The sequence below is a fragment of the Arthrobacter sp. Y3223065 genome (assembly GCF_059090885.1).
Genome location: NZ_JBNHGC010000001.1, coordinates 362828 through 383903 on the forward strand (window position 1 = coordinate 362828; position 21076 = coordinate 383903).

The window sequence follows — 21076 nt, forward strand, 5'->3', positions numbered from 1 at the left end:
GGTGTGGTTCCTAGGTCGTGGAGACGAGATCGGAGTCTTCGAGCAGCACGCCGTCGTGGGCGGACCAGTAGACGAAGGCATCGTCTCCGGGCTTCAGGCCGTTGCTTTCGGACAGCGGGGTGCGGACGATGCCGGTGGAACCGTCGGCCAGCTGGAGCTCGTATTTGTGGCCGGAGCCCAGGTAGATGTTCTGGACCACCTTGACCGGGACGGTGACGGCCCCGCCGGGAGCTTCCTCCGCCTTCGGGGCGACGCGCAGCTGTTCGGGCCGCAGGACCAGGGCGCCCTTGCCGGAGACGCTCCGGCCGGCGGGGCCGCGGAGCCTGGCCCCGTGGAAGTCCATGGACCACTCCCGGCCGGACGTATCGACATCGGCACGGAAAATGGTGGACTCGCCCATGAACTGGGCCACGAACAGGCTGACGGGGCGCTCGTAGAGCTCCGCGCTGGTACCGACCTGCTCGATCCTGCCGTTGTTAAAGATGGCGATGCGGTCGCTGAGGATCAGGGCTTCTTCCTGGTCATGGGTGACGAAGACGAAGGTGCGGCCGACTTCCTGGTGGATCCGCTTGATCTCCAGCTGCAGCTTCTCGCGCAGGTTCTTGTCCAGGGCGCCCAGCGGCTCATCCATGAGCAGCGCCCGGGGATCGAAGACCATGGCGCGGGCGAAGGCGACGCGCTGCTGTTGGCCGCCGGAGAGTTCGCGCGGGTAGCGGTCCTCATAGCCGGACAGGCCGACGGTCTTCAACGCCTCGGCAATCAGCGTTTTCTGCTTTGACTTGGGAGTCTTGCGCTGCTGCAGCGGAAACGCGATGTTCTCGGCGACGCTCATGTGCGGGAACAGTGCGTAGTGCTGGAAAACGACGCCGAGCCCGCGCTTGTGCGCCGGCACGTTGTCCACGCGCTGGCCGTCGATTTCGATCGAGCCGCTGGTCAGGTCGGTGAAGCCGGCCACGAGATTCAGCGTGGTCGTCTTGCCGCTGCCGGACGGGCCCAGCAGCGTGATGAATTCACCCGGCTCGATGGTCAGCGACACGTCGTCCACGGCGGTGGATTTGGCATAGCGCTTGGTGACATTCTGGATCTCGATCCGGGTGCCGGCCCCGGTGAGCTTACTGGACACGTTTCCTCCTACGCATACTGAGCAGCCCGACGGCAATGATGATTGTCGTCAAGAGCATGATCATGGTTGCCGCGGCCGCGATGGTCGGGTCCGTGTCCCTGGTGACGGACGAATACATCTTGACGGGCAGCGTTTCCAAGTACGGACTTTTAATGAAGATGGACAACACGACCTCGTCGAACGAGGTCACGAAGGCGAAGAGTGCCCCCGAAACGACTCCGGGCAGAATGGCCGGCAAAATGACCCTCAGGAAGGTGGCCCACCGGTTCGCGCCCAGGCTTGCGGCCGCCGTCGCCAGCCGCTGATCGAAACCGCTGAGGGCCGCCGTAACGGAGACGACCACGAACGGCACGGCCAGGACCGTATGGGCCAGCACGAAACCGCTCAAGGTGCCCAGCATCTGCAGCCGCAGGAAGATCGCGTAGATGCCAATGGCGAGGATGATCGCCGGCACCACGATCGGGGCCAGCAGCAGCGCCTGCAGCGTCTTGGCAGTCCGGCGGCGCACAAACTTCTGCAGGCCCATCGACGCCGCGGTGCCGATGACCGTCGCCACGACGGCAACGATGACGCCGATCAAGATCGAATTGCCGAGGGCCGACATCCACGCCCGGTCGCTGAAGAAATTCTCATACCAGCGCAGTGACCAGCCCGACGGCGGGAAAGTCAGCGAGGCCTTGTCCGTAAAGCTCAGCGGAATGACGATCGCGGTCGGCGCGATCAATATGACGGCCACCAGTCCCGCATAGACCATCAGCAGGGACCGGGTCAGCACGGAATGTTTCACAGCAGGCCTCCTTCGTCGCCGGCGGCACGTTTGCTCTTGCGCAGCAGCAGCGCCAGCAGGCCCAGCAGCAGCAGGGTGGCAACAAGCAGGATGACGCCCAGTACGCTGCCGCGCCCCCACTGGAGCTGGCCATTGACCTGCACGTAGATGTATTGCGAGATCAGCATCTCGGACGGCGAGCCGAGCAGCGCCGGCGTGATGTAGAAGCCGAGCGCCTGGATGAAGACCAGCAAGGAGCCGGACACCACGCCGGGCATGGCCAGCGGCATGAAGATGCGGGTGAAGGAGACGAAGGGAACGGCGCCCAGGCTGCTGGAGGCCTGCAGCAGCCGCAGGTCCACGTTCCGCATCGACGCGTACAGCGGCAGCACCATGAAAGGCAGCAGCACCTGGACCATGCCGATCAGGACGCCGGTGGTGTTGCGGATCATTTCGAATGGCCCCAGCCCCAGGAACCCGAGCATGCCGTTGATCAGGCCGTTGTCCTGCAGCAGGATGATCCACGCGAAGCTGCGGATCATCAGCGACGTCCAGAACGGTATGAGGACGATGACGACCAGTGCGGCGCGCACCTTCGGGCCGGAAATCACCATGAAGTACGCATACGGGTAGGCCAGCACCAGGCAGATGGCTGCGGACAGCAGCGCCACCCACAGCGTGCGGCCGAGGACGGCCCAGTTCCCGGCGTTGGAGGCAAACCACTCGTAGTTCTGCGGGCCGGGAACGGGATCCGCCACGCTGCGCCACATTGCCTCTGCCAGCGGATAGGCGAACACGCCGACCATCAGCGCCAGCGCCGGCAGCAACAACAACAACGGACTCAGCCGTGTGCGCCTGCCGGCCACCGGCGCCGCACCCTCGCCATTCCCCGTCCGGCCAGCCGAGGCTGCCGGCCGGACGGGGTCTTTGACTGCATTGCTCATTAGGAGACCCAGGCCGTCCAGCGTTCCAGGGTCGAGGCGTAGTTCTCGCCCCACCAGGCGAAGTCAGAGACCAGGACCTTGTCGGCGATCTCCGGCTCGGTGATGAGGAACTTCTTGCCGTTCTCATTCACCGCCGGCTTGGCGTCCACGTGGACCGGGGAATACGACGTTTCCTCCGTGAGCTTTTCCTGCTGTTCCCTGCCCAGCGCGTAGTTGATCAGGGCCATCGAAGCCTTCGGGTTCTTGGCGTTCGTGGGAACGGCCAGGACATCCATGACCACGACGCCGGTCTCCCAGACCGGCTCGAACGGGGCACCGTTTTCCACGGCTCCAAAGGCGCGGCCGGACCAGATCAGGGCCATGTCCACTTCCTCGGCCTCCAGCATCTGCTGCGACTGGGCGCCCGTGGTCCAATACACGAGGCTGTCCTTGATCGTGTCCACTTTTTTCAGCGCCCGCTCGACGTCGAGCGGGTACAGGTCCTCCTCGGCCACCCCATCGGCGATCAGGGCGCCCTCCAGGAGGCCGCCTCCGACGTCGGCGCCCTGGACGGCCCGCTTGCCAGGAAACTTCTCGGTATCGAAGAAATCAGCCCAGCTCTGAGGCGCGTCGCTGAACTTCTCGGTGTTGTACACCATCACCGTGGCGTACTGCATGGCCGGAACGTAGCAGTCGCTCGCCAATCCCTCCGGAATATTGGACTTATCGATGATCGAGTAGTCCAGCTTCTGCAGGAGCTTCCCGCATTGCCCGGCCGCCCAGTTCGAATCGGTGTCAACGACGTCCCACGTGACGTTGTTCGACTCCACCTGTGCCTGGATTTTTGCGTACTCCATCGGCCCATCGGACAGGATGTTCGCCCCGGACTCCTCGGCGAACGGCGTCACTGCCGCCGCCATCTGTCCGTCCTGGTACAGCCCGCCGTACGAGGCAAAGGTCATGTTTAGGCCGTCCAAGGCGCCGGGTTTGACCGTGCCGGCCTCCGCAGGGCCGGTGCCCAGGTCGATCTCGGCGGAGGCGGCACTGCCCCCGCCGCCGCAGGCCGACAGGAGCAGGGCAACCGCTGCCGCCATGCCGACCGGCAAGGCCCGCTTGCGGCGGGGTGTGGTAACTGCTGACATTGTTTCTCCTCTTTCGTGTGAAACGCTGACTGTCGAAGTGTGCTGACTGGAAGGTTTTAGGTAGTTGGCGGGCTGATGATCCACATGACTTCGGATTCGCCGTGGGCCAGGTTCCGAAGACCGTGCGGCGTGGAGGAGAGGTATTCGACGCTGTCCCCGCCTTCCAGGACATGGGACTCGCCGGCGAGGCGAACCTCCACCCGCCCCTTCAAGCAAACGAGGACCTCCTGCGCATTGCCGTGCGCGTACAGCTCCTCGCCGGTCCCGCCGTGAATCTCGAGCTCGCCGACGTAGACCTCCAGATTCCGCTGCGGCGAGCCGGTGAGCAGGTATTTGTTGAGGCCGTCGCCGGAGTGGAAAACGGGCCGGTTGGCCTTGCGCAGTACCCGGCCCTCGGGCCTGGTGCCGTCGATCAGTTCCGCCGTCGTTGTTCCGAGGGCTTCCGCGATTTTTTTGAGCGTGGCGACGCTGGCGTTCGAGTGCGCGTTTTCCAACTGGCTCAGGAAACCCGAGCTGACGCCAGTCAGTTGAGCCAGGCTGCGCAGCGAGATACCCCGCAGTTCCCGGGCGGCGCGAATGCGATGGCCGATGGACTGCTCGTTGTCGGCTGCATCGTTCACCAAACACCTCCCTAAGTCATACTGAACGGCGTGATTTGTATCACTAATCGCTTTGTTTAGTCAGACCCTAGCCCGGGAACCGGCTGGAGACAAGGGGTTTGCCGGTTTTTCGTGATCGGGATATTTGGCCCGTTTCGAACAACCGCCGATGTCGCCCCTCCGGTCATCCGTCCAGGTCGGCTCCAAGCAGTAGGTGTGCCGCCGAGAGCAGCAGCGAGTTGGTGTAGTCCGGCGTGATCTTGGGGTCCTTCGTGGCCACGGCCATGATCAGGCCGTCGATGAGCGCGACCAGGATGTCCACGATCTGATCCACGGGGGCGGCGGGGGTGAAGCGGCCGGCGTCCGTGCCTTCGGCAATGGCTTCGGCCAGCGCCTGCCGCCAGATGTTGTTGGTGTGCAGCACCACGGGCTGCACCTCCCGGTGCCGGCTGGCGGCCGCGCAGGATTCCAGCCAGACGGTGCAGTGCTCCGGATCCGTGACCGCACCGGCGAGGAGCGCCCGGACCTTCGCGACGGGGTCCTCCTGCCGCCGCGCGGGCAGCTGCCATTCCGTCGCCCTGCGCTCACACGCGGCCACCAGCATTTCGCGGACCACGGCGTCCCGGCTGGGGAAGTAGTGCTGGATCATTCCGATGGAGATCCCGGCTTCCGTGGAGATGTCCCGCAGGCGGATCCCGTCGAATCCGCGGGCCGCCAGCAGGCGTTCCGCCGCTTCGAGGATGAGCTGGCGCCGCGGCTGATCCTCGGTGGACGGGGCAGCGTCGGGGCCGGCAAGGGGGGCCATGGTTTACCTTCCAAGTGCTGTGATACGGTTCACAATAATTCATTATTAACGTATAGGACAGCGGGGCGCGCGCCCAAATGACCTGCGACGAACAGAAGCGAGGAAATCCATGGACCGGCTCGTAGACCGCACCATCAGCGCGTCCGCTTTCACCGAAGAAGCCCGCCAGCCGCTGCCCGCCCGGGCGCGCACCGTCGTCGTCGGCGGGGGAATCGTAGGGGCAAGCATCGCCTATCACCTGGCGGCGGCGGGGGAGACGGACGTCATCTTGCTGGAAGGCAACGTCCTGGGCAGCGGCACCACCTGGCACGCGGCGGGCCTGGTAACCGGCGGGAGGACCACGACGGCGATGACCAAGCTGGCCAAGTACGGCCTCGAAACCTACGGCACGCTCGAACAACGCTCCGGGCTCGACGTCTCGTTCCAGCAATCCGGCTCGGTGATGGTGGCGCGGACACCCGGCCGGGTGGATGAAATGCACTACGCCTGCGACGTGGCCCGGCAGAACGGCACCGAGGCGGAGATCCTGGACGCCGCCGGCCTGGGCATGCTGTGGCCGCTGGCTCGGACCGACGGCGTGCTCGGCGCGCTCTACCTGCCGGGCGACGGGCACATCAACCCCGGCTACGCGGCGCTGTCCTTCGCCAAACTCGCCCACGAGCTCGGCGCCGACCTCCGCGAAAACGTGTCCGTCACCGGCATTCGTCAAGTTCAGGGCCGGGTGACGGGGGTTGTCACGGATCAGGGGACCATAGAGAGCGAACAGGTGATCCTCGCCTGCGGGCTGTGGACGCGCGACCTGGCCGCGACGGCCGGAGGCCATGTGCCGCTCTACGCCGCCGAGCACGTGCACGTGAGGACCGAGGAGATCGACGGAGCCGTGCCCGAGCTGCCTGTCTTCCGGGACCTGGACAACAGCTACTACATCCGGCATGAGTTGGGGCGGCTGCTGGTCGGCGCGTTCGAGCCGGACGGGTTGCCGCGGCCGGTGAGCGAGATCGGCAGGGGCGGTTTCGCGGAGTTCGAGGCCGACTGGGAGCATTTCGCGGCGATCCGCAGCAAGGCCGAGGCGGCGGTGCCGGTACTGGCGCAGAGCCGTTACGACCGCTTCCTCAACGCCCCGGAAAGCTTCACTCCGGATTCCAACTTTGTCCTAGGGGAGACGTCCGAGGTGCGCAACCTCTTTGTTGCGGCCGGCTTCAACTCCCAGGGCATCATTTTCGCCCCCGGCGCCGGCCGGGAACTGGCCGAGTGGGTGATCTCCGGATCGCCCGGCTTCGACGCAGCCGCGGTGGACGTCCGGCGGTTCTCGCGGCACCAGAGCAACCGGCGCTACCTCCATGCACGGACCCGGGAGGGGTTGGGACGCCTCTACGCCATGCACTGGCCGCAGCTGCAGCCGGCCACCGCCCGCAACGTCCGGCGCTCGCCGCTGCACTCCCGGCTCGCCGGGCTCGGCGCCTGCTTCGGGGAACTCAACGGCTGGGAGCGGGCCAACTGGTATGGCGACCCCGGGACCGCGCCGGGCTATGACTACAGCTACGGCCGGCAGAACTGGTTCGACCGCGTCGGCGACGAGCACCGTGGCGCACGGGAAGGGGTGGTGCTGTTCGACCTGAGCTCCTTCGCGAAGATCGAGGTGGCAGGTCCGGAGGCGCTGGAAGTCTGCCAGCGGGCCTGTACCGCGGACGTCGACGTCCGCGTCGACAAGGCCGTCTACACCCTGATGCTCAACGAGGCCGGGGGGATCGAACTGGACGGCACCGTGACCAGGCTCGGGGAAGACCGGTTCCTCGTGGTGACGCCCGCCTTCAGCCAGGACAAGACCCTGGGGTACCTGCGGCGGCTGGCGCAAGGCAAGGCGGCCGCGGTCTTCGATGCGACGGCCGGCCTGGCGACGATCGGGGTCATGGGGCCCAAGAGCCGGGAACTGCTCGGCCGCGTCTCGCCCGAGGACTGGTCGGACGCCGCCCAGTCCTACACCGAAGGACGGACGGTGGAGGTTGCAGACGGTTTCGCCTACGCCCTGCGGGTGAGCTTTGTCGGCGAACTCGGCTACGAGCTGTACCCGGGCGCGGACACGGCCGTCAATGTGTTCGACGCGTTGTGGGAGGCCGGTCAAGACCTCGGCGTGCGGCTGGCCGGCTACCACGCCCTCGACTCGTTGCGCAGCGAGAAGGGTTTCTGCCACCTGGGGCACGACATCGGCCCCGCCGACGACCCGTACTCCGCCGGACTCGGCTTCACCGTGGCGCTGGCCAAGCCGGGCGGCTTCGTAGGCCGGGACGCGGTGGCGAAGCTGGATCGGGCGGCGCCCCCGTACCGGACCGTGTACGTGGCGCTGGACGACCCGGAGCCACTGTTCGTGCACGACGAGACCGTTTTCTGCGACGGCGTGCCGGTGGGTCGCATGACCAGCGGCAGCTACGGCTACACGCTGGGACGCGCTGTTGGGCTTGCCTCGGTCGCCGGGGATGCGGACCTCTCCGGAAGATTCACGGTCGAATGCAAGGGCAAGCTCGTCGCGGCCACGGTCTCCCGACGCCCGTTCTACGATCCGAAAGGTGAGCGGCTGCGCGGTTAGCTGCCGGGGTCTCCGCCGCTTAGTCAGCGGCCCAGCGCGGTCGGAACACCCCAGTCGGCGCTTTCCGCGACCTCGAAGCGACCCAGCCGGTAGGGGCTGATGTCAGCCTCGGGCTGCTTGTCCTCGGCCAGGTCGGCGACAATGATGCCCATCAGCGCCGAGTACTTGAAGCCCTCGCCGGCATCCCCGCAGGCAACAACGACGCCGGGGACCGGCGAATCGATGACGAACCTGCCGTCGGGGGTATCGGTCCACACGCAGACCTGTGCGTCGAGCACATCAGGCTGCAGCGACAACAAATTGCGGCGCACCCGTTCCCGGATGATGCCGGTGCGCACCTCATCCGGGGACCTGTCGGCATCTCCCTCGGCGTAGTGTCGCAGCGGACTGTCCAGGCCGACCTTGTAGCCTACGCCGGGGCTGCTCATCGCGTAGATGCCCGGAGCTTCGTCCGTGGGGCCGTCAAAGAAGCAGGGATAGTCGTCGGCGGCGCCCCGGCGACGAGCATCACCGAAGTGGACCACCTGCTCCAGGTACGGCCGAAGCGGCGCGGGCAAACCAAGCTGTGAGAGCAAGGCGCCGCTCCCCGGACCGGCCGCAATCACCAACACGTCCGCATCGACGCGCCTGCTATCGGAGAGGGAAGCCCTGACAGTCCCTGTAGTTGCCGAAACCTCGGCCACCGTGGCTCCTTGCAGAAACGTGCCGCCCGCCGCGGAAAACAGCCGAAACTGGGCCTGCAGGCTCACATCGGCCAGGACGACGCCGGCGTCCCGCTGCCAGATGGCATCCCGGCCATCCGGCCTCAAGCCGGGCAGAAACTGTGCAACTTCACTCGAGTCGACCTCCTCGAAGGGCACGTCTTCGGCGAGAAGGGTTGACCGCAGGCGCGGCAGCGACATCGTGTCTCGCCACAGCAGGCCCTTTTGGAGGTAGACCGGCGTCCCGGCCCTGCTCGATAGCCGCTTCATGGCTTCCAGCCCCAGCCTGGACAGCCGAACCCGACCGGGGTCCGGGTCGGCAATGCGCCACATGCGGGTCGGTCCATAAGAGGACGACAGCGGGTTCGATACGCCGAAGCGCTCAATCAGGGTGACGTGATGACCGCGACCCGCCAACTCGGCCGCTGCCGGCAATCCCCACGCACCGGCTCCGACGACAGTTATCCGCACTACGAGTCCTTCCTGTTCCCTGAACCGTTGCTGTCAGTACCTCCAAGCATGTCGGCGGACCGCGTCCGGACGACGCGCATGCCGGCGCCCCGAGGCCGAGATAGAGCGCAGGCCAGGGTGTGCTGCGCGTCACTTCTTCAGCGTAACGGAGGCTGCCGCCCTGCCTGTGCATGCCGCAGACGATGCGCGCCCCCACCGATGCTCGCGCGAACCCCGGCGGGCGCCCTTGACCGCGTGTCCAAGGCGGACCTGGCCGGAGGCCATGGCCTCGATGCCGCCGTGTCCTGCACAGGCTGCCGTCCGGGGCGGGCAAACCGGGGGTGGTCTAGCTGGCTGGATCTGCTAGGTCGATTCGGCGATGCAGTTTCTGGATCCAAAGTCAATAAGCTTGACCTATTGAGCCAGATAACGCCGGTGCCGCCACTGGGATCAGGGATCTCCACAAGGAAGCCATCATGAATCGGTGTGCTGACTTCAAAGAAACCAAACTCGCTTTGGAGCATGGCCTTTACCTACGCGCGCTCTTCATCTGCCGTTCCCGGGTTGCGAAACATTACGACCTTTTTGATGCCACAACGACGGCCCATTGTTCCTAAGTAGCTCACGTCGATCCTTTCGTTAGATGCGGATCGGTGCTTATAGGTAAACAAAATGGAAGGGCACTGCTAAAGTGCGCCTATGACCTACGCCCTCAGCGCTGAAGCTGACATTCTGGCCGAAAAGTGCCGCGAGCTTTTCGACGATCAGGCCCGCTGGATCACTGCCGACGGCTACTCGAATAGCCTGGCTCTCGCCATCATCGATTCGATCTACTCAACAGGTTCGCATTACCAGAGCGTCATAAACGTGGTGAACAAGTACAGGGCCTATCGGGAAGCTCAGGGAGCCAACGCTTATCATGACGGCGTCCATGAGCTACTGCAGACCTTCGAGGAACTTGGCGGCAGCAGTGGCTGGGCGGCTATGGTGGGCAACAACAAGCCGGCGCATACGAAGGAAAACGCGCTCCTGAAGGCGGAGGTCATTCGCCGAGCAGCCGAGATGATGAAGTCCCTTGGCATCACAACTAGAGCGACGCTTCACCAAGAGGCAGCTAAGAACGACTCTCTTGAACGTGTAAAGAAGGCCTGGCTAAGGCTTCCGAGCCAGTCGTCCGGTATCACGTTTAACTACTTACTCATCCTCTCAGGATTCCAGTCCGTCAAACCTGACCGGATGATCATCCGCTTCGTAGAGGAACATGCAGGACTGGCTGAGAAGAGCCTTGCGCCTATGCAAGCGGCAGAGCTGATTAAAGAAGCAGCGCTCCGGTATCCCACCGAACCTCGGCGACTAGACCACGTCATTTGGCGCTATGAGTCCGGGCGACAAGTGTTTCTTTCCGACGAAGTTGCCTCGTCAATCGGTACTCTTGCCTGAATATTCATAGTTAGCTACGGGAGTGCCTTGAAATGCTCTATTAGTTGGTCTCGGGACGGCAAGAAAGGTCCAAGACGAAGCGGGATGTCCAGGCGTCCGCGTTGCACAACGGGTAAGCGAGCAAGGAGCAGTTAACCAGCTCAGGCAGCATGCCCAGACATGCTAGTCAGTCGTCCAGGGTCCCTTCAACTGCTTGTGCATTCTCCGGGCTCCATTCAATAAAGCCTGACTTCTCACTTCTCCTACACGAGTTAGTTTTCCTGCAGCTGTCCACAGCCAACATTTCACCCCGCTTTCATGCACCGGTTCTCCATCAGGCTGGAGGGCATGAGAGCGAAAGACGAACTGGGCCGACGCGGCGAGGAAATGGCCGCGGCCTATCTTTCCGGCGCCGGCCACCGTGTCATCGACCGAAACTGGCGCAGCCCCGACGGCGAACTGGACATCGTAGCGGTGGACGGGGCGACCATCGTGGTCTCCGAGGTCAAGACCCGGCGCAGCACCGACTACGGCCACCCCTTCGAAGCCATCACCGACGCCAAGGTCCGCCGTCTCCACTTCCTGGGGCACCAGTGGCTGCGCGACCACGGCATGACCGGTACGGCGATGAGGGTGGACGCCGTCGCGGTGCTCTACGGACAGGGGCGGTGGCCCGTGATCGAGTACATGAAGGACGTCGGCTAATGGGGCTCGGACGGACGTTCTCGGTAGCGCTGGTGGGCCTCAACGGACACATCGTGGAAGTCGAAGCGGACATCGGCCAAACTCTCCCGGCCTTCATTCTTCTGGGACTGCCGGACGCTGCCCTGACCGAGGCCAAGGAACGGATCAAGGCCGCGGCGAAGAACGCGGGGGTTCCGCTTAGCAGGCGGAAGATTACAGTTAACCTTGTCCCGGCTTCGCTGCCGAAGAAGGGCTCCGGCTTCGACCTGGCCATCCTGATGGCCTCGCTCCAGGCGGCGGGAGACGTCCGGCCCAGCGGTCGTACCGTCTTCCTGGCCGAAATGGGACTCGATGGGAGGCTCCGGCCGGTCAGGGGTGTACTGCCGGCGGTTATTGCGGCAGTCGAGGCCGGATATCCGCATGTTGTCGTAGCCAAAGCCAACGCCGCCGAGGCCGCGTTGGTGCCCGGCGCCCAGGTGCGCAGCTTCAGCAACCTCGTTGAGGTGTTGATGGCCTTCGGTGCCGACGCGGACCGGCTCAATATCGGCCCGCCGGAGAAGCCTGCCCCGTCCGTCCCGGCCACGGCTCCTCCGGCGCCCGCCCCCGACCTGGCGGACGTGGCCGGGCAACATGAAGCCCGGACCGCGCTGGAAGTCGCAGCCGCGGGCGGCCATCATTTGCTGCTCGTCGGTCCGCCCGGTGCAGGCAAGACGATGCTCGCCGAACGGCTGCCGGGCATCCTGCCCGATCTTCCCGACCACCATGCCATGGAGGTCACCGCCATCCACTCCCTGAGCGCCACGGCGGCCCCGCTGACCGAGCTGGTTCGTCGGCCACCCTACGAGAGCCCGCACCACACGGCAACGGCCGTCTCCATCATCGGGGGCGGCTCAGGCATGCCGCGCCCTGGAGCGGCCTCGCGGGCACACCGTGGAGTGCTCTTCATGGACGAGGCGCCCGAATATGACCGGCAGGTTCTCGATGCGTTGCGCCAGCCGCTGGAGAGCGGACGGCTGGTGGTGCACCGGGCGGCGGGCAGCGCGGCCTACCCGGCACGCTTCCAGCTCGTCATGGCAGCGAACCCCTGCCCGTGCGGGCTCTCCGGTGGCAAAGGTTTGGAATGCACCTGCACGCCCGACCAAAGGCGCCGCTACTTTGGCAAGCTCTCCAACCCGTTGACCGACCGCATCGATCTCCAGTTGACTCTGCCACGGCTGACGGTGGGGATGATGGCCACGGGCGCGCGGCGGGAGGACAGCGCGGCTGTCGCCGCCCGGGTGGCGGTGGCTCGGGCGGCACAGCGTGCGCGGCTGAAGCCCTGGGGCATCGGGTTGAACTCGGAGGTCAGCGGCGAATTGTTGAACGGGAAGCTGCGGCTTCCGGCCACTATCACCAGGGATTTGGACCGGGCCATGGAGAGCGGAGCGCTGACCGGCCGCGGCTACTCGCGTGTCCTGCGCGTGGCGTGGACGCTCTCCGACCTGTACGGCCTGGACCGACCGGACCGGGACTGCGTCAGCACAGCCCTGGCCTTCCGCCAACAGGTCAAGGCGGCGTGACCATGCCTTCCCCATCTGCGGCCGCCGGCCAGGAGGAGATGACCAGGATGACGCACCTGCCGTCCACCAATGAACGCCTTGCGAGGGCGGCGTTGTCCCGGCTGATGGAACCATCTGACTGGATCGGCCAGGCACTGGTCGCTACGGCCGGCGCGCACGACGCCCTGAGAATCGCCACCGGCCAGATAAACGCCGGGCATGGTTTACAGGCCGAATTGCTGCGCGCCCTTGACCGCGAGCCCTCTGCCGGCAACCCCCAGCCGCTAAACGACGCCCTCGACCGATGGGCGCCGCGGATAAAGGACCTTGCGCCGGAACGCGACCTTGCCGTCATAGGCAGGCTCGGCGGCACCGTGCTCATTCCGGGAGACGCTGTGTGGCCGGCGGCGTTGGCGGATCTGGGACTGGGCGAACCCATCTGCCTCTGGGCGCGGGGAAGGTTTACGGACGGCATACCGGAGCTACGGTCGACCGTGGCCGTAGTCGGCTCCCGCGACAGCACGAACTACGGCAACCAGGTGACCGGCGACATCAGCAGCGGGCTTGCCCAGCGCGGCTATTGCGTGATTTCCGGCGGGGCCTACGGGATCGACGCGCAGGCGCATCGGTCGGCCCTGGCGGCGGAAACGGAACATGTCGCCACCATGGCGGTCATGGCCGGCGGCTTGGACCGGTACTACCCGGCCGGAAATGAAGAACTGCTCCGCGCCATCGCCAGCCGGGGGATCCTGCTGGCGGAAGTGCCGCCCGGCGCAGCACCAACCCGATGGCGATTCCTGCAAAGAAACAGGCTCATCGCGGCCTTGGCCGCCGCGACCATCGTCGTGGAAGCCCGCTGGCGCTCCGGGGCACTGAACACCGCCCATCACGCCGCGGGTCTTGGCCGCAGCGTGGGCGCAGTACCCGGATCCGTCTACAGCGCGAACTCCGCCGGCACCCACCGGCTGCTGCGCGACGGGAGCGCAACGGCCGTCACGGACGCCGCAGAAGCGGCCGAACTCGCGGGCCCGCTGGGAATAGTGGAGCCCGGGGCCCAAGAGGTGCTCGCGGACCACGACGGACTTGGCGTGGACGACCTGTTGCTGCTCGACGCCCTGCCGGTTCGCCGGGGAAGCACCGTAGACAAGCTCGCCACCGTCGCGGGGATCCCGGTCGGCACCGTCCTCGCGGGGCTCGGACGTCTGGAGGCGGCGGGATTGGCCGTCCAAGATGGCTCCGGCTGGCGCCGGCGGCGCAAGGACTGAGGCGGACAAGGGAAAGGAGGCCACGGCAATTCAGCCCCGCTCCCGTGCGCCTCCTTGAGTTCGGTGGGCCGGGCCAGCAAAGTGAGGGGATGAGCTCTGCAGACCAACCCGAACCGCAGGGCACCGAGTCGCTCCCGCGGGCGTTCGACGTGGCCCTGGATGGCTTCGCCCGCTATCTGAAGGCGGAGCGCGCGCGCTCGGAACACACCATCCGCGCCTACGTGACCGACGTCCGGCACCTGCTCGGATACGCAGCGGAAACCGGCGCCAGGGAGCTGCCCGAGATCACCCTCGGGACCCTGCGGTCCTGGCTGGGCGCGATGAACGGAGCCGGCATGGCCAGATCCACGCTGGCGCGGCGCACGGCCACCGCCCGCACCTTCATGGGCTGGGCGCTGCGGGAGGAGCTCGTCCGCACCGACCCGTCGCTCAGACTGAGGGCGCCCAAACGCAACAGCTCGCTGCCCACCGTGCTGCGCCCGGCCCAGGTCGACGAGCTGTTCCGGACGCTCGCCGAGGAAGCGGCGGAGGGGGCGCCGATGCCGCTGCGGGACCGGGCGATGATCGAGCTCCTCTATGCCACTGGCGTCCGCGTCAGCGAGCTCGCTGGCCTGGACATCGACGAAGTGGACAACGAACGCCGGACCATCCGCGTGCTCGGCAAGGGCAACAAGGAGCGCACCGTCCCGTTCGGCCTGCCGGCCGCCGTCGCCATGGACGACTGGCTGCGCCGCGGCCGCCCCAAGCTCGCCATCGCGGAAAGCGGTCCGGCCTTGTTCCTGGGCCAACGCGGCAGGCGGGTGGACCCGCGCCAGGTGCGTTCGGTCGCCGCGAGGCTCTTCGGCCTGCTGGGCGACACCTCGGCCACCGGGCCGCACGCCCTCCGGCACAGCGCCGCCACCCACCTGTTGGATGGGGGAGCGGACCTGCGGGCCGTCCAGGAGATCCTGGGCCACAGCACTTTGGCGACCACCCAGCTCTACACCCACGTCTCCGTGGACCGGCTGCGCCGCAGCTACCAGCAGGCGCACCCGCGGGCCTGATCGCGAAAACGGCAGCGGCGGGCCGGACCAGCCATCCACCCGGAACGCGGCATGCGAGGGCCCCGAAGCGCCCTGTACTGGCGCAATCGGCGACACGCCATAACACATTGGTAGTTACACTGGCGCAATTCCTTGCCGTACGGCACAATGAGGAACGAAGCGTCGGAAACAGCAGTACTGACAAGTTCCATCCGTTGACAGGCTGAAGGTCGTTGGGGAAGACGTACCTACAGCAAATGGAGGATGGGATGTCTGTTGTGATGACGCGTGGAGTGCTGTTTGTGCATTCAGCACCTTCGGCGCTGTGCCCTCATATCGAGTGGGCCGTCGGATCCGTCGTGGACAAGCGAACGGATCTTGAGTGGACCCCTCAGCCGGCCGCGCCCGGAATGTACCGGGCTGAGCTGTCGTGGGTCGGGGCCCAGGGGACCGGCGCCATGCTGGCTTCCGCCCTGCGCGGCTGGGCCCACCTGCGCTATGAAGTCGCCGAAGAGCCGAGCGCCGGTGTGGACGGCGGCCGCTGGTCGCACACGCCCGAACTCGGTATTTTCCACGCGATGACCGACGTCCACGGAAATATCATGGTGAGCGAGGACCGCATCCGCTACGCCTACGAAGCCGGGGCCGGCGATCCAGCAGCGGTCTATCACGAACTGTCCCTCGCCCTGGGCGAGGCCTGGGACGAAGAGCTCGAGCCCTTCCGCCACGCCGCCGAAGGCGCACCGGTGCGCTGGCTGCACCAGGTCGGCTAAAGCCCCGCAACGTCCCCGCAACACCGCATCCTCCATCACGCAAGAAGGGAGGGCGACAGGAATAAAACCGGCCGCCCTCCCTTTCGTGCTGCCCGGAGGCAAGCACATGGTGAACGGTGAACTGCTAGACGTTGCGGAACACGACGACCGCGTTGTGGCCGCCGAACCCGAAGGAGTTGTTCAATGCGACGATGTCGCCCTGCGGCAGGTCGCGGGCGGAGGTGACCACGTCCAGCGGGATCTCCGGATCCTGGTTTTCCAGGTTGATCGTGGCCGGAGCGCGGCGTTCGTAGACAGCCATCACCGTCATGACGGATTCGACGGCGCCGGATGCACCGAGCAGGTGTCCGGTCTGCGACTTCGTCGCGGAGACGGCCACGTTGTCCACGTGGTCTCCGAGCGCCGCCTTCAACGCGGTGTATTCCGGCTTGTCGCCCACCGGGGTGGAGGTCGCGTGGGCGTTCACGTGCACCACGTCCGTCGCCTGTGCCCGGGCATCGAACAGCGCGGCCTTCAGCGCACGGGTGGCGCCAAGGCCTTCGGGATCCGGGGCGGTGATGTGGTACGCATCGGCGGTGACGCCGGAGCCGGCAAGTTCGGCATAGATGCGGGCACCGCGGGCCAGGGCGTGTTCCTCGGCCTCGAGCACCAGCGCACCGGCGCCTTCCCCCATCACGAAGCCGTCCCGGTCCAGGTCGTACGGACGCGAGGCACGCTCGGGGTCGTCGTTGCGCCTGGACAGGGCCTGCATCGCGCTGAACGCCGCGATGGGCATGGGGTGGATCGCGGCCTCGGCGCCGCCGGTCATGACCACGTCGGCCTTGCCGGCGCGGATCAGGTCGATGCCCAAGGCCATGGCTTCGGTGCCGGAAGCGCAGGCGGAGACCGGGGTGTGGGCGCCGGCGCGGGCACCCAGGTCCATGCTCACGGCCGCGGCTGGGCCGTTCGGCATCAGCATCGGTACGGTCATCGGCAGCACTCGCCGCGGCCCGCGGTCGCGCAGGGTGTCCCACGCGTCCAGCAGCGTCCACACGCCGCCGATACCGGTGGCGAAAGCTACGGCCAGGCGGTCGTGGTCCACCTCTTCGATGCCGGAGTCTTTCCAGGCCTCACGGGCCGCCACCACCGCGAACTGGGTGGAGGGGTCCATCCGCTTGGCCTCGACCCGGGTCAGTACTTCGTCCGGCCGGTTGCTGGCCTGGGCGGCGAACGTCACCGGCAGCTCGTACTGGGCCACCCAATCATCTTCGAGGGTACGGGCCCCGGAAACGCCCTTGAGGGCATTCCGCCACATCGTGGGGACGTCGCCGCCGATCGGGGTGGTGGCGCCGAGGCCGGTGATGACTACTTTGCGTGCCATTGATTCATTCTCTCAATAGTGATTGGGCAATAAATCCAGTGCGGCGGCCGGACCGGGGGTCACCCGCCGGCCGCCGATCCCGGGAGGCCCGGGCGACGCGGAACTAAGCCTGGGCGTTGACGATGAAGTTGACGGCGTCACCGACGGTCTTGAGGTTCTTGACCTCTTCGTCCGGGATGCGCACGCCGAACTTCTCCTCGGCGTTGACCACGATGGTCATCATCGAGATGGAATCAATGTCCAGGTCATCGGTGAAGGACTTGTCCAGCTCGACAGCCTCCGGGGCCAGACCGGTCTCTTCGTTGACGATCTCGGCCAGACCGGCCAGGATTTCTTCGTTGCTAGCCATGGTGGCTCCTTTTCTTGTGCTGCCGGACGGTGTCCGGACGGGGTGTCAAACCGCGGTCTGCGGCCTGGTTCTGGTTGGAATGTGGGGGAGGCCCGACTACCGCAAGGCAGTCTACGGCAGGACGATGACCTGCGCGCCGAACACCAGTCCGGCGCCGAAGCCGATCTGCAGGGCGAATCCGCCGGAGAGCGCGGGGTTCTCCTGCAGCAGCCGGTGCGTGGCCAGGGGGATGGACGCCGCCGAGGTGTTGCCGGCTTCGGCGATGTCCCGGGCCACGACCACGCTCTCGGGCAGCTTCAGCTGCTTGACCATCTCGTCGATGATGCGCATGTTCGCCTGGTGCGGCACGAACGCGGCGAGGTCTTCCGGCTGCAGCCCGGCCGCCTCCAGCGCCTGCTTGGCTACCTTGGCCATCTCCCAAACCGCCCAGCGGAATACGGACGGACCGTCCTGGCGCAGCGTCGGCCAGAGCTTGCTGTCTTTCTCGTCGAACGTGTCCGAGACGGCCGACAGCGAGCCGGCGGCCTCCGCGGCCAGCGAGAGCTCGCGGACGTCGTTGAGGGAGTGGGTCATGCTGATGGTGTCCCACTTGCTGCCGTCGGAGCCCCAGACCGGCTTGCTGATGCCCGGCGTATCGGACGGGCCCACGATGACCGCGCCGGCGCCGTCGCCCAGCAGGAAGGACATGGTCCGCTCGGTGTTGTCGATGACGTCGGAGAGCTTTTCCGCCCCGACCACCAGTACGTAGTCGGCGGTGCCCGAGCGCACCAGGGCGTCGGCCTGGGCGATGCCGTAGCAGTAGCCGGCACAGGCAGCGGAAATGTCGAAGGCGGGAGCCGGGGTGGCGCCTATCCGATCGGCCAGGGCGGCGGCGGCCGACGGCGTGGCGTAGGGGTGGGAGACGGTGGAGACGAGGACGGCTCCGAGCTGGTCGCCGGTGATGCCTGCCTGTGCCATCGCTTCCTTGGCGGCGCCTTCGGCCATGTCCAGCACGGACGTCTTGGCGTCCGCCCGGTGGCGGGTGATGATCCCGGTCCGCTGGCGGATCCATTCGTCGGAGGAATCGATCCACTGGCAGACGTCGTCGTTGGTGACGATGACGTCGGGACGGTACGCTCCGATTCCGAGGATGCGTGTGAAGTCGCGTAGCGGGGTCTGCTGGATGACGGGTGTGCTCACTGCTCGGATTCTCCAGACGTGCTGTTCATGACGGGGGTCTGTTCGGTGTGCTCGGCGATGAAGGCCCGGGCTGCTTCCAGGTATTCCGGCGACTTCAGGGCCATGGTCGCCACGCCCTTCATGCCGCGTTTGGCCAGCCCGGCCAGGGTGCCGGCCGGAGGCAGTTCCAGCAGCCCGGTGACACCGACGGACACCAGCTTCTCCATGCACTTGTCCCAGCGCACCGGACGCGACACCTGGGCGATCAGGCTGTCCAGGTTCTCATCGCCGCCGAAGACAGGTTCGCCGTCGTAGTTGGAGAGCAGGGTCAGCGCCGGCAGGGCCGGCTTCAACTGGGGACGCAGGGTCTCCAGGGCGCTGACCGCGGGAGCCATGTGTTCGGTGTGGAAGGCTCCGGCGACCTTCAGCGGGATCACCCGTGCCTTGGCCGGCGGATTCGCGGCGAACGCCTGCAGCTGCTCGAGCGTGCCGGCGGCCACCGTCTGGCCGCCGCCGTTGGCGTTGGCCGGGGTGAGTCCGGCCGCTTCGATCGCGGCGAGCACTTCGTCCGGGTCGCCGCCGAGCACGGCACTCATGCCGGTCGGGGTCTGCGCGGCGGCGCGCGCCATGGCGTTGGCCCGCTCGCGCACGAAGTTCATCGCATCGTTCTCGGTCAGCGCGCCGGCAATGGCGGACGCGGTAATCTCACCCACCGAGTGGCCGGCGACGACGGTGGACAGGTCGAGGGGCTCATCGGCGGTCAGGGCGCGGGCGGCCAGCAGGCCCGCGGCCACGATCAGCGGCTGGGCGACCGCGGTGTCCTTGATGGTCTCTTCATCCGACACGGTGCCGTGCGTGAGAAGGTCCAGCTGGGCGATGTCGCTGAGCAGTCCGAGGTGTTCGGGCACACCGGGGACCTCGAGCCAGGGATTGAGGAATCCGGGCGTTTGGGAACCCTGGCCCGGGCAGACGATTGCAAGCACGTATTCAAGCTTTCCAAAGAGGAGTCGGTTTCCACGGTGTTTCGGCACACGAAGCTCGCCGAACCGCTTTGTAGGAAGTCTACAAGGTGGCGCAACTACTGCCGAGCCGGCGCGCGGTCCTTCGGGTTCCGGGCGGGAGCCACCAGGCGGCCGACGCCGAGGGCGGTCTGGAGCACGAAGGCCTCCCGCGGCAGCAGCGGATCCCAGCCGGTCACGTCGCACACCCGGCGCAGCCGGTAGCGCACCGTGTTGGCGTGGACGAACAGTTCCCGTGCCGTGGCTTCCAGCGAATGACCCAGGGACAGGTAGCTGGAAAGCGTTTCGACCAGCCCGTTGCCGGCATTGAGCAGCGGCACATAGATGTACTTGTAGAGGTCGCGGCGCGCGGCGTCGTCGCCGGACATCACCCGTTCGGGCCACAGGTCGTTGGCGGCCACGGGCCGCGGCGCGGCCGGCCAGGCCCTGGCCGCGTTGAGCCCGGCGAAGGCGGCCTGGGCCGAGGTGCTGGCATCCACCAGCGAGCGGGCTTCGGGGCCGTAGACCACCGGCCCGGGCCCGAAGAGCTCGGCCAGCCGCACGAAGGCGGTGTCCTGGTCCGACAGGCCGCCCAGCACCAGGATCAGCCGCTCGCCCTGGATGCCCACCAGCGTGTCCGCGGCGTAGCGGGAACTGGCGCGGCGCAGCTCGGTCACGAAGCTGGGGCCCGGTTCACCGGGGGAGCCGCCCACCATCACCGTGATTGGGCCGGTGGTCTTCCAGCCGACCGCGGCGATCCGGGAGCGCAGCGCGTCGGAGCTTTCGCCGCGCAGGATCGCGTCGACGACGAGCGCCTCGAGCCGGGTGTCCCACGAGCCACGGGTCTCGGCGGCGCGGGCGTACACGTCCGCGGCAGCGAAGGCGACCTCGCGCGAATAGCGCAGCACCGCTTCGCGCAGCTGGGCCTCGTCGCCTTCGCCGGCAAGGTCCGGTACTTCGTCTTCCACGGCTTCGACCACCACGCGGATCAGCTGTAGTGCGCGTTGCAGGCTGATGGAACGGGTCAACTCGGTGGGGGCGGTGCCGAAGACGTCGTTCATCACCCAGGCCGGGGACGTGGGGCGTTCGTACCACGTCACGAAGGACGCGATGCCTTTCTGCGCCACCAGGCCAAGCGCGGAGCGTTCGTCCGGCCGCAAGCCGCGGTACCAGGGCAGGTCGGAATCCAGCCGCTTCAGGGTCACTGTCGCCAGCGCGCCGATCTTGGTCCGCAGCCGTTCCAACGTTGCCGGGTTGCCGGTGGCCGCCCGGTCGCCCTTCCGCCCGGCGCCGGAGCGGCCCCCGCCGGCGGCTGATGTCGACGACGGCGCCTGCCGTGCCGTGGTTTTCTTGGCGGCCGTCGTGCCCGGTGGGGCAGCCGTCTTGGCGGGTTCGGTCCGGGCGTGGGGCATGCAAC

General features: G+C 66.8%; 19 protein-coding genes. 7 read left to right on the plus strand and 12 right to left on the minus strand.

The genetic code is table 11. The features are described 5' to 3' along the window. Positions 1-10: 10 nt before the first annotated feature. The 6 genes from AC5RUK_RS01660 to AC5RUK_RS01685 form a co-directional block, all read right to left on the minus strand. Positions 11-1123 carry an ABC transporter ATP-binding protein gene (locus AC5RUK_RS01660; protein WP_494151210.1) on the minus strand — a complete coding sequence of 371 codons (1113 nt, stop codon included), beginning with the start codon at positions 1121-1123 and terminating at the stop codon, positions 11-13. Continuing rightward, on the minus strand, positions 1113-1910 hold the full coding sequence (locus AC5RUK_RS01665) for an ABC transporter permease (protein WP_494151211.1): 798 nt from the start codon (positions 1908-1910) through the stop codon (positions 1113-1115). Before AC5RUK_RS01665 ends, AC5RUK_RS01660 begins: the two co-directional genes overlap by 11 nt. Then, positions 1907-2833, minus strand: coding sequence for an ABC transporter permease (locus AC5RUK_RS01670; protein WP_494151212.1), 927 nt, complete (start codon positions 2831-2833; stop codon positions 1907-1909). Before AC5RUK_RS01670 ends, AC5RUK_RS01665 begins: the two co-directional genes overlap by 4 nt. After that, entirely contained in the window at positions 2833-3954 is a 1122-nt protein-coding gene (locus tag AC5RUK_RS01675; protein WP_494151213.1) for an ABC transporter substrate-binding protein, read from the minus strand. Before AC5RUK_RS01675 ends, AC5RUK_RS01670 begins: the two co-directional genes overlap by 1 nt. Before the next feature lie 56 nt (positions 3955-4010). Next, entirely contained in the window at positions 4011-4574 is a 564-nt protein-coding gene (locus AC5RUK_RS01680) for a helix-turn-helix domain-containing protein (protein ID WP_494151214.1), read from the minus strand. A 163-nt stretch (positions 4575-4737) separates the two neighbouring features. Then, positions 4738-5358: a TetR/AcrR family transcriptional regulator gene (locus AC5RUK_RS01685; protein ID WP_494151215.1), complete on the minus strand. Its 621-nt coding sequence runs from the start codon at positions 5356-5358 to the stop codon at positions 4738-4740. Positions 5359-5467: 109 nt separating this feature from the next. Between AC5RUK_RS01685 and AC5RUK_RS01690 the strand changes: the two genes are divergently transcribed. Continuing rightward, on the plus strand, positions 5468-7942 hold the full coding sequence (locus tag AC5RUK_RS01690; RefSeq protein WP_494151216.1) for a GcvT family protein: 2475 nt from the start codon (positions 5468-5470) through the stop codon (positions 7940-7942). Positions 7943-7965: 23 nt separating this feature from the next. Here AC5RUK_RS01690 and AC5RUK_RS01695 read toward each other — a convergent pair whose 3' ends face one another. Next, entirely contained in the window at positions 7966-9114 is a 1149-nt protein-coding gene (locus AC5RUK_RS01695; RefSeq protein ID WP_494151217.1) for an NAD(P)/FAD-dependent oxidoreductase, read from the minus strand. Positions 9115-9792: 678 nt separating this feature from the next. On the opposite strand from AC5RUK_RS01695, the gene AC5RUK_RS01700 reads away from it, so the two are divergent. The 6 genes from AC5RUK_RS01700 to AC5RUK_RS01725 all read left to right on the plus strand — a co-directional run bounded on the left by AC5RUK_RS01700 (position 9793) and on the right by AC5RUK_RS01725 (position 15794). Further along, positions 9793-10533, plus strand: a complete 741-nt coding sequence (locus tag AC5RUK_RS01700) for a DUF8548 family protein (RefSeq protein WP_494151218.1) — start codon at positions 9793-9795, stop codon at positions 10531-10533. 327 nt (positions 10534-10860) lie between these two features. Next, entirely contained in the window at positions 10861-11217 is a 357-nt protein-coding gene (locus AC5RUK_RS01705; RefSeq protein WP_494108463.1) for a YraN family protein, read from the plus strand. Further along, a complete protein-coding gene (locus tag AC5RUK_RS01710; RefSeq protein WP_494151219.1) occupies positions 11217-12755 on the plus strand; it encodes a YifB family Mg chelatase-like AAA ATPase in 1539 nt (512 codons plus the stop codon). Before AC5RUK_RS01705 ends, AC5RUK_RS01710 begins: the two co-directional genes overlap by 1 nt. Positions 12756-12793: 38 nt before the next feature. After that, positions 12794-13999 (plus strand): DNA-processing protein DprA, encoded by a 1206-nt coding sequence (dprA, locus tag AC5RUK_RS01715; RefSeq protein WP_494151527.1) that lies wholly within the window; start codon positions 12794-12796, stop codon positions 13997-13999. A gap of 89 nt (positions 14000-14088) precedes the next feature. Then, entirely contained in the window at positions 14089-15042 is a 954-nt protein-coding gene (locus AC5RUK_RS01720; RefSeq protein ID WP_494108461.1) for a tyrosine recombinase XerC, read from the plus strand. A 248-nt stretch (positions 15043-15290) separates the two neighbouring features. Further along, complete coding sequence (locus AC5RUK_RS01725; protein ID WP_493977382.1) at positions 15291-15794, plus strand: DUF3145 domain-containing protein; 504 nt, start codon at positions 15291-15293, stop codon at positions 15792-15794. Between the two features lie 124 nt (positions 15795-15918). Here the strand turns inward: AC5RUK_RS01725 and fabF are convergent, their stop codons facing one another. The 5 genes from fabF to AC5RUK_RS01750 form a co-directional block, all read right to left on the minus strand. Beyond that, positions 15919-17154 (minus strand): beta-ketoacyl-ACP synthase II, encoded by a 1236-nt coding sequence (fabF, locus tag AC5RUK_RS01730; protein ID WP_493986972.1) that lies wholly within the window; start codon positions 17152-17154, stop codon positions 15919-15921. A gap of 103 nt (positions 17155-17257) precedes the next feature. Next, positions 17258-17503, minus strand: a complete 246-nt coding sequence (locus AC5RUK_RS01735; protein ID WP_136786952.1) for an acyl carrier protein — start codon at positions 17501-17503, stop codon at positions 17258-17260. A 111-nt stretch (positions 17504-17614) separates the two neighbouring features. After that, positions 17615-18682, minus strand: coding sequence for a beta-ketoacyl-ACP synthase III (locus AC5RUK_RS01740; protein ID WP_493986973.1), 1068 nt, complete (start codon positions 18680-18682; stop codon positions 17615-17617). After that, entirely contained in the window at positions 18679-19644 is a 966-nt protein-coding gene (locus tag AC5RUK_RS01745; RefSeq protein ID WP_494151220.1) for an ACP S-malonyltransferase, read from the minus strand. Before AC5RUK_RS01745 ends, AC5RUK_RS01740 begins: the two co-directional genes overlap by 4 nt. 95 nt (positions 19645-19739) lie before the next feature. Next, a complete protein-coding gene (locus AC5RUK_RS01750; RefSeq protein ID WP_494151221.1) occupies positions 19740-21071 on the minus strand; it encodes a PucR family transcriptional regulator in 1332 nt (443 codons plus the stop codon). Positions 21072-21076: the final 5 nt, after the last annotated feature.

Excerpts from the sequence above, each read along its gene's own strand:
- AC5RUK_RS01670 (WP_494151212.1), bottom strand. The coding sequence starts at position 2,833 with ATGAGCAATGCAGTCAAAGACCCCGTCCGGCCGGCAGCCTCGGCTGGC.
- AC5RUK_RS01675 (WP_494151213.1), bottom strand. The coding sequence starts at position 3,954 with ATGTCAGCAGTTACCACACCCCGCCGCAAGCGGGCCTTGCCGGTCGGC.
- AC5RUK_RS01685 (WP_494151215.1), bottom strand. The coding sequence starts at position 5,358 with ATGGCCCCCCTTGCCGGCCCCGACGCTGCCCCGTCCACCGAGGATCAG.
- AC5RUK_RS01690 (WP_494151216.1), top strand. The coding sequence starts at position 5,468 with ATGGACCGGCTCGTAGACCGCACCATCAGCGCGTCCGCTTTCACCGAA.
- AC5RUK_RS01700 (WP_494151218.1), top strand. The coding sequence starts at position 9,793 with ATGACCTACGCCCTCAGCGCTGAAGCTGACATTCTGGCCGAAAAGTGC.
- AC5RUK_RS01705 (WP_494108463.1), top strand. The coding sequence starts at position 10,861 with ATGAGAGCGAAAGACGAACTGGGCCGACGCGGCGAGGAAATGGCCGCG.
- AC5RUK_RS01710 (WP_494151219.1), top strand. The coding sequence starts at position 11,217 with ATGGGGCTCGGACGGACGTTCTCGGTAGCGCTGGTGGGCCTCAACGGA.
- dprA (WP_494151527.1), top strand. The coding sequence starts at position 12,794 with ATGACCAGGATGACGCACCTGCCGTCCACCAATGAACGCCTTGCGAGG.
- AC5RUK_RS01720 (WP_494108461.1), top strand. The coding sequence starts at position 14,089 with ATGAGCTCTGCAGACCAACCCGAACCGCAGGGCACCGAGTCGCTCCCG.
- AC5RUK_RS01725 (WP_493977382.1), top strand. The coding sequence starts at position 15,291 with ATGTCTGTTGTGATGACGCGTGGAGTGCTGTTTGTGCATTCAGCACCT.
- fabF (WP_493986972.1), bottom strand. The coding sequence starts at position 17,154 with ATGGCACGCAAAGTAGTCATCACCGGCCTCGGCGCCACCACCCCGATC.
- AC5RUK_RS01735 (WP_136786952.1), bottom strand. The coding sequence starts at position 17,503 with ATGGCTAGCAACGAAGAAATCCTGGCCGGTCTGGCCGAGATCGTCAAC.
- AC5RUK_RS01750 (WP_494151221.1), bottom strand. The coding sequence starts at position 21,071 with ATGCCCCACGCCCGGACCGAACCCGCCAAGACGGCTGCCCCACCGGGC.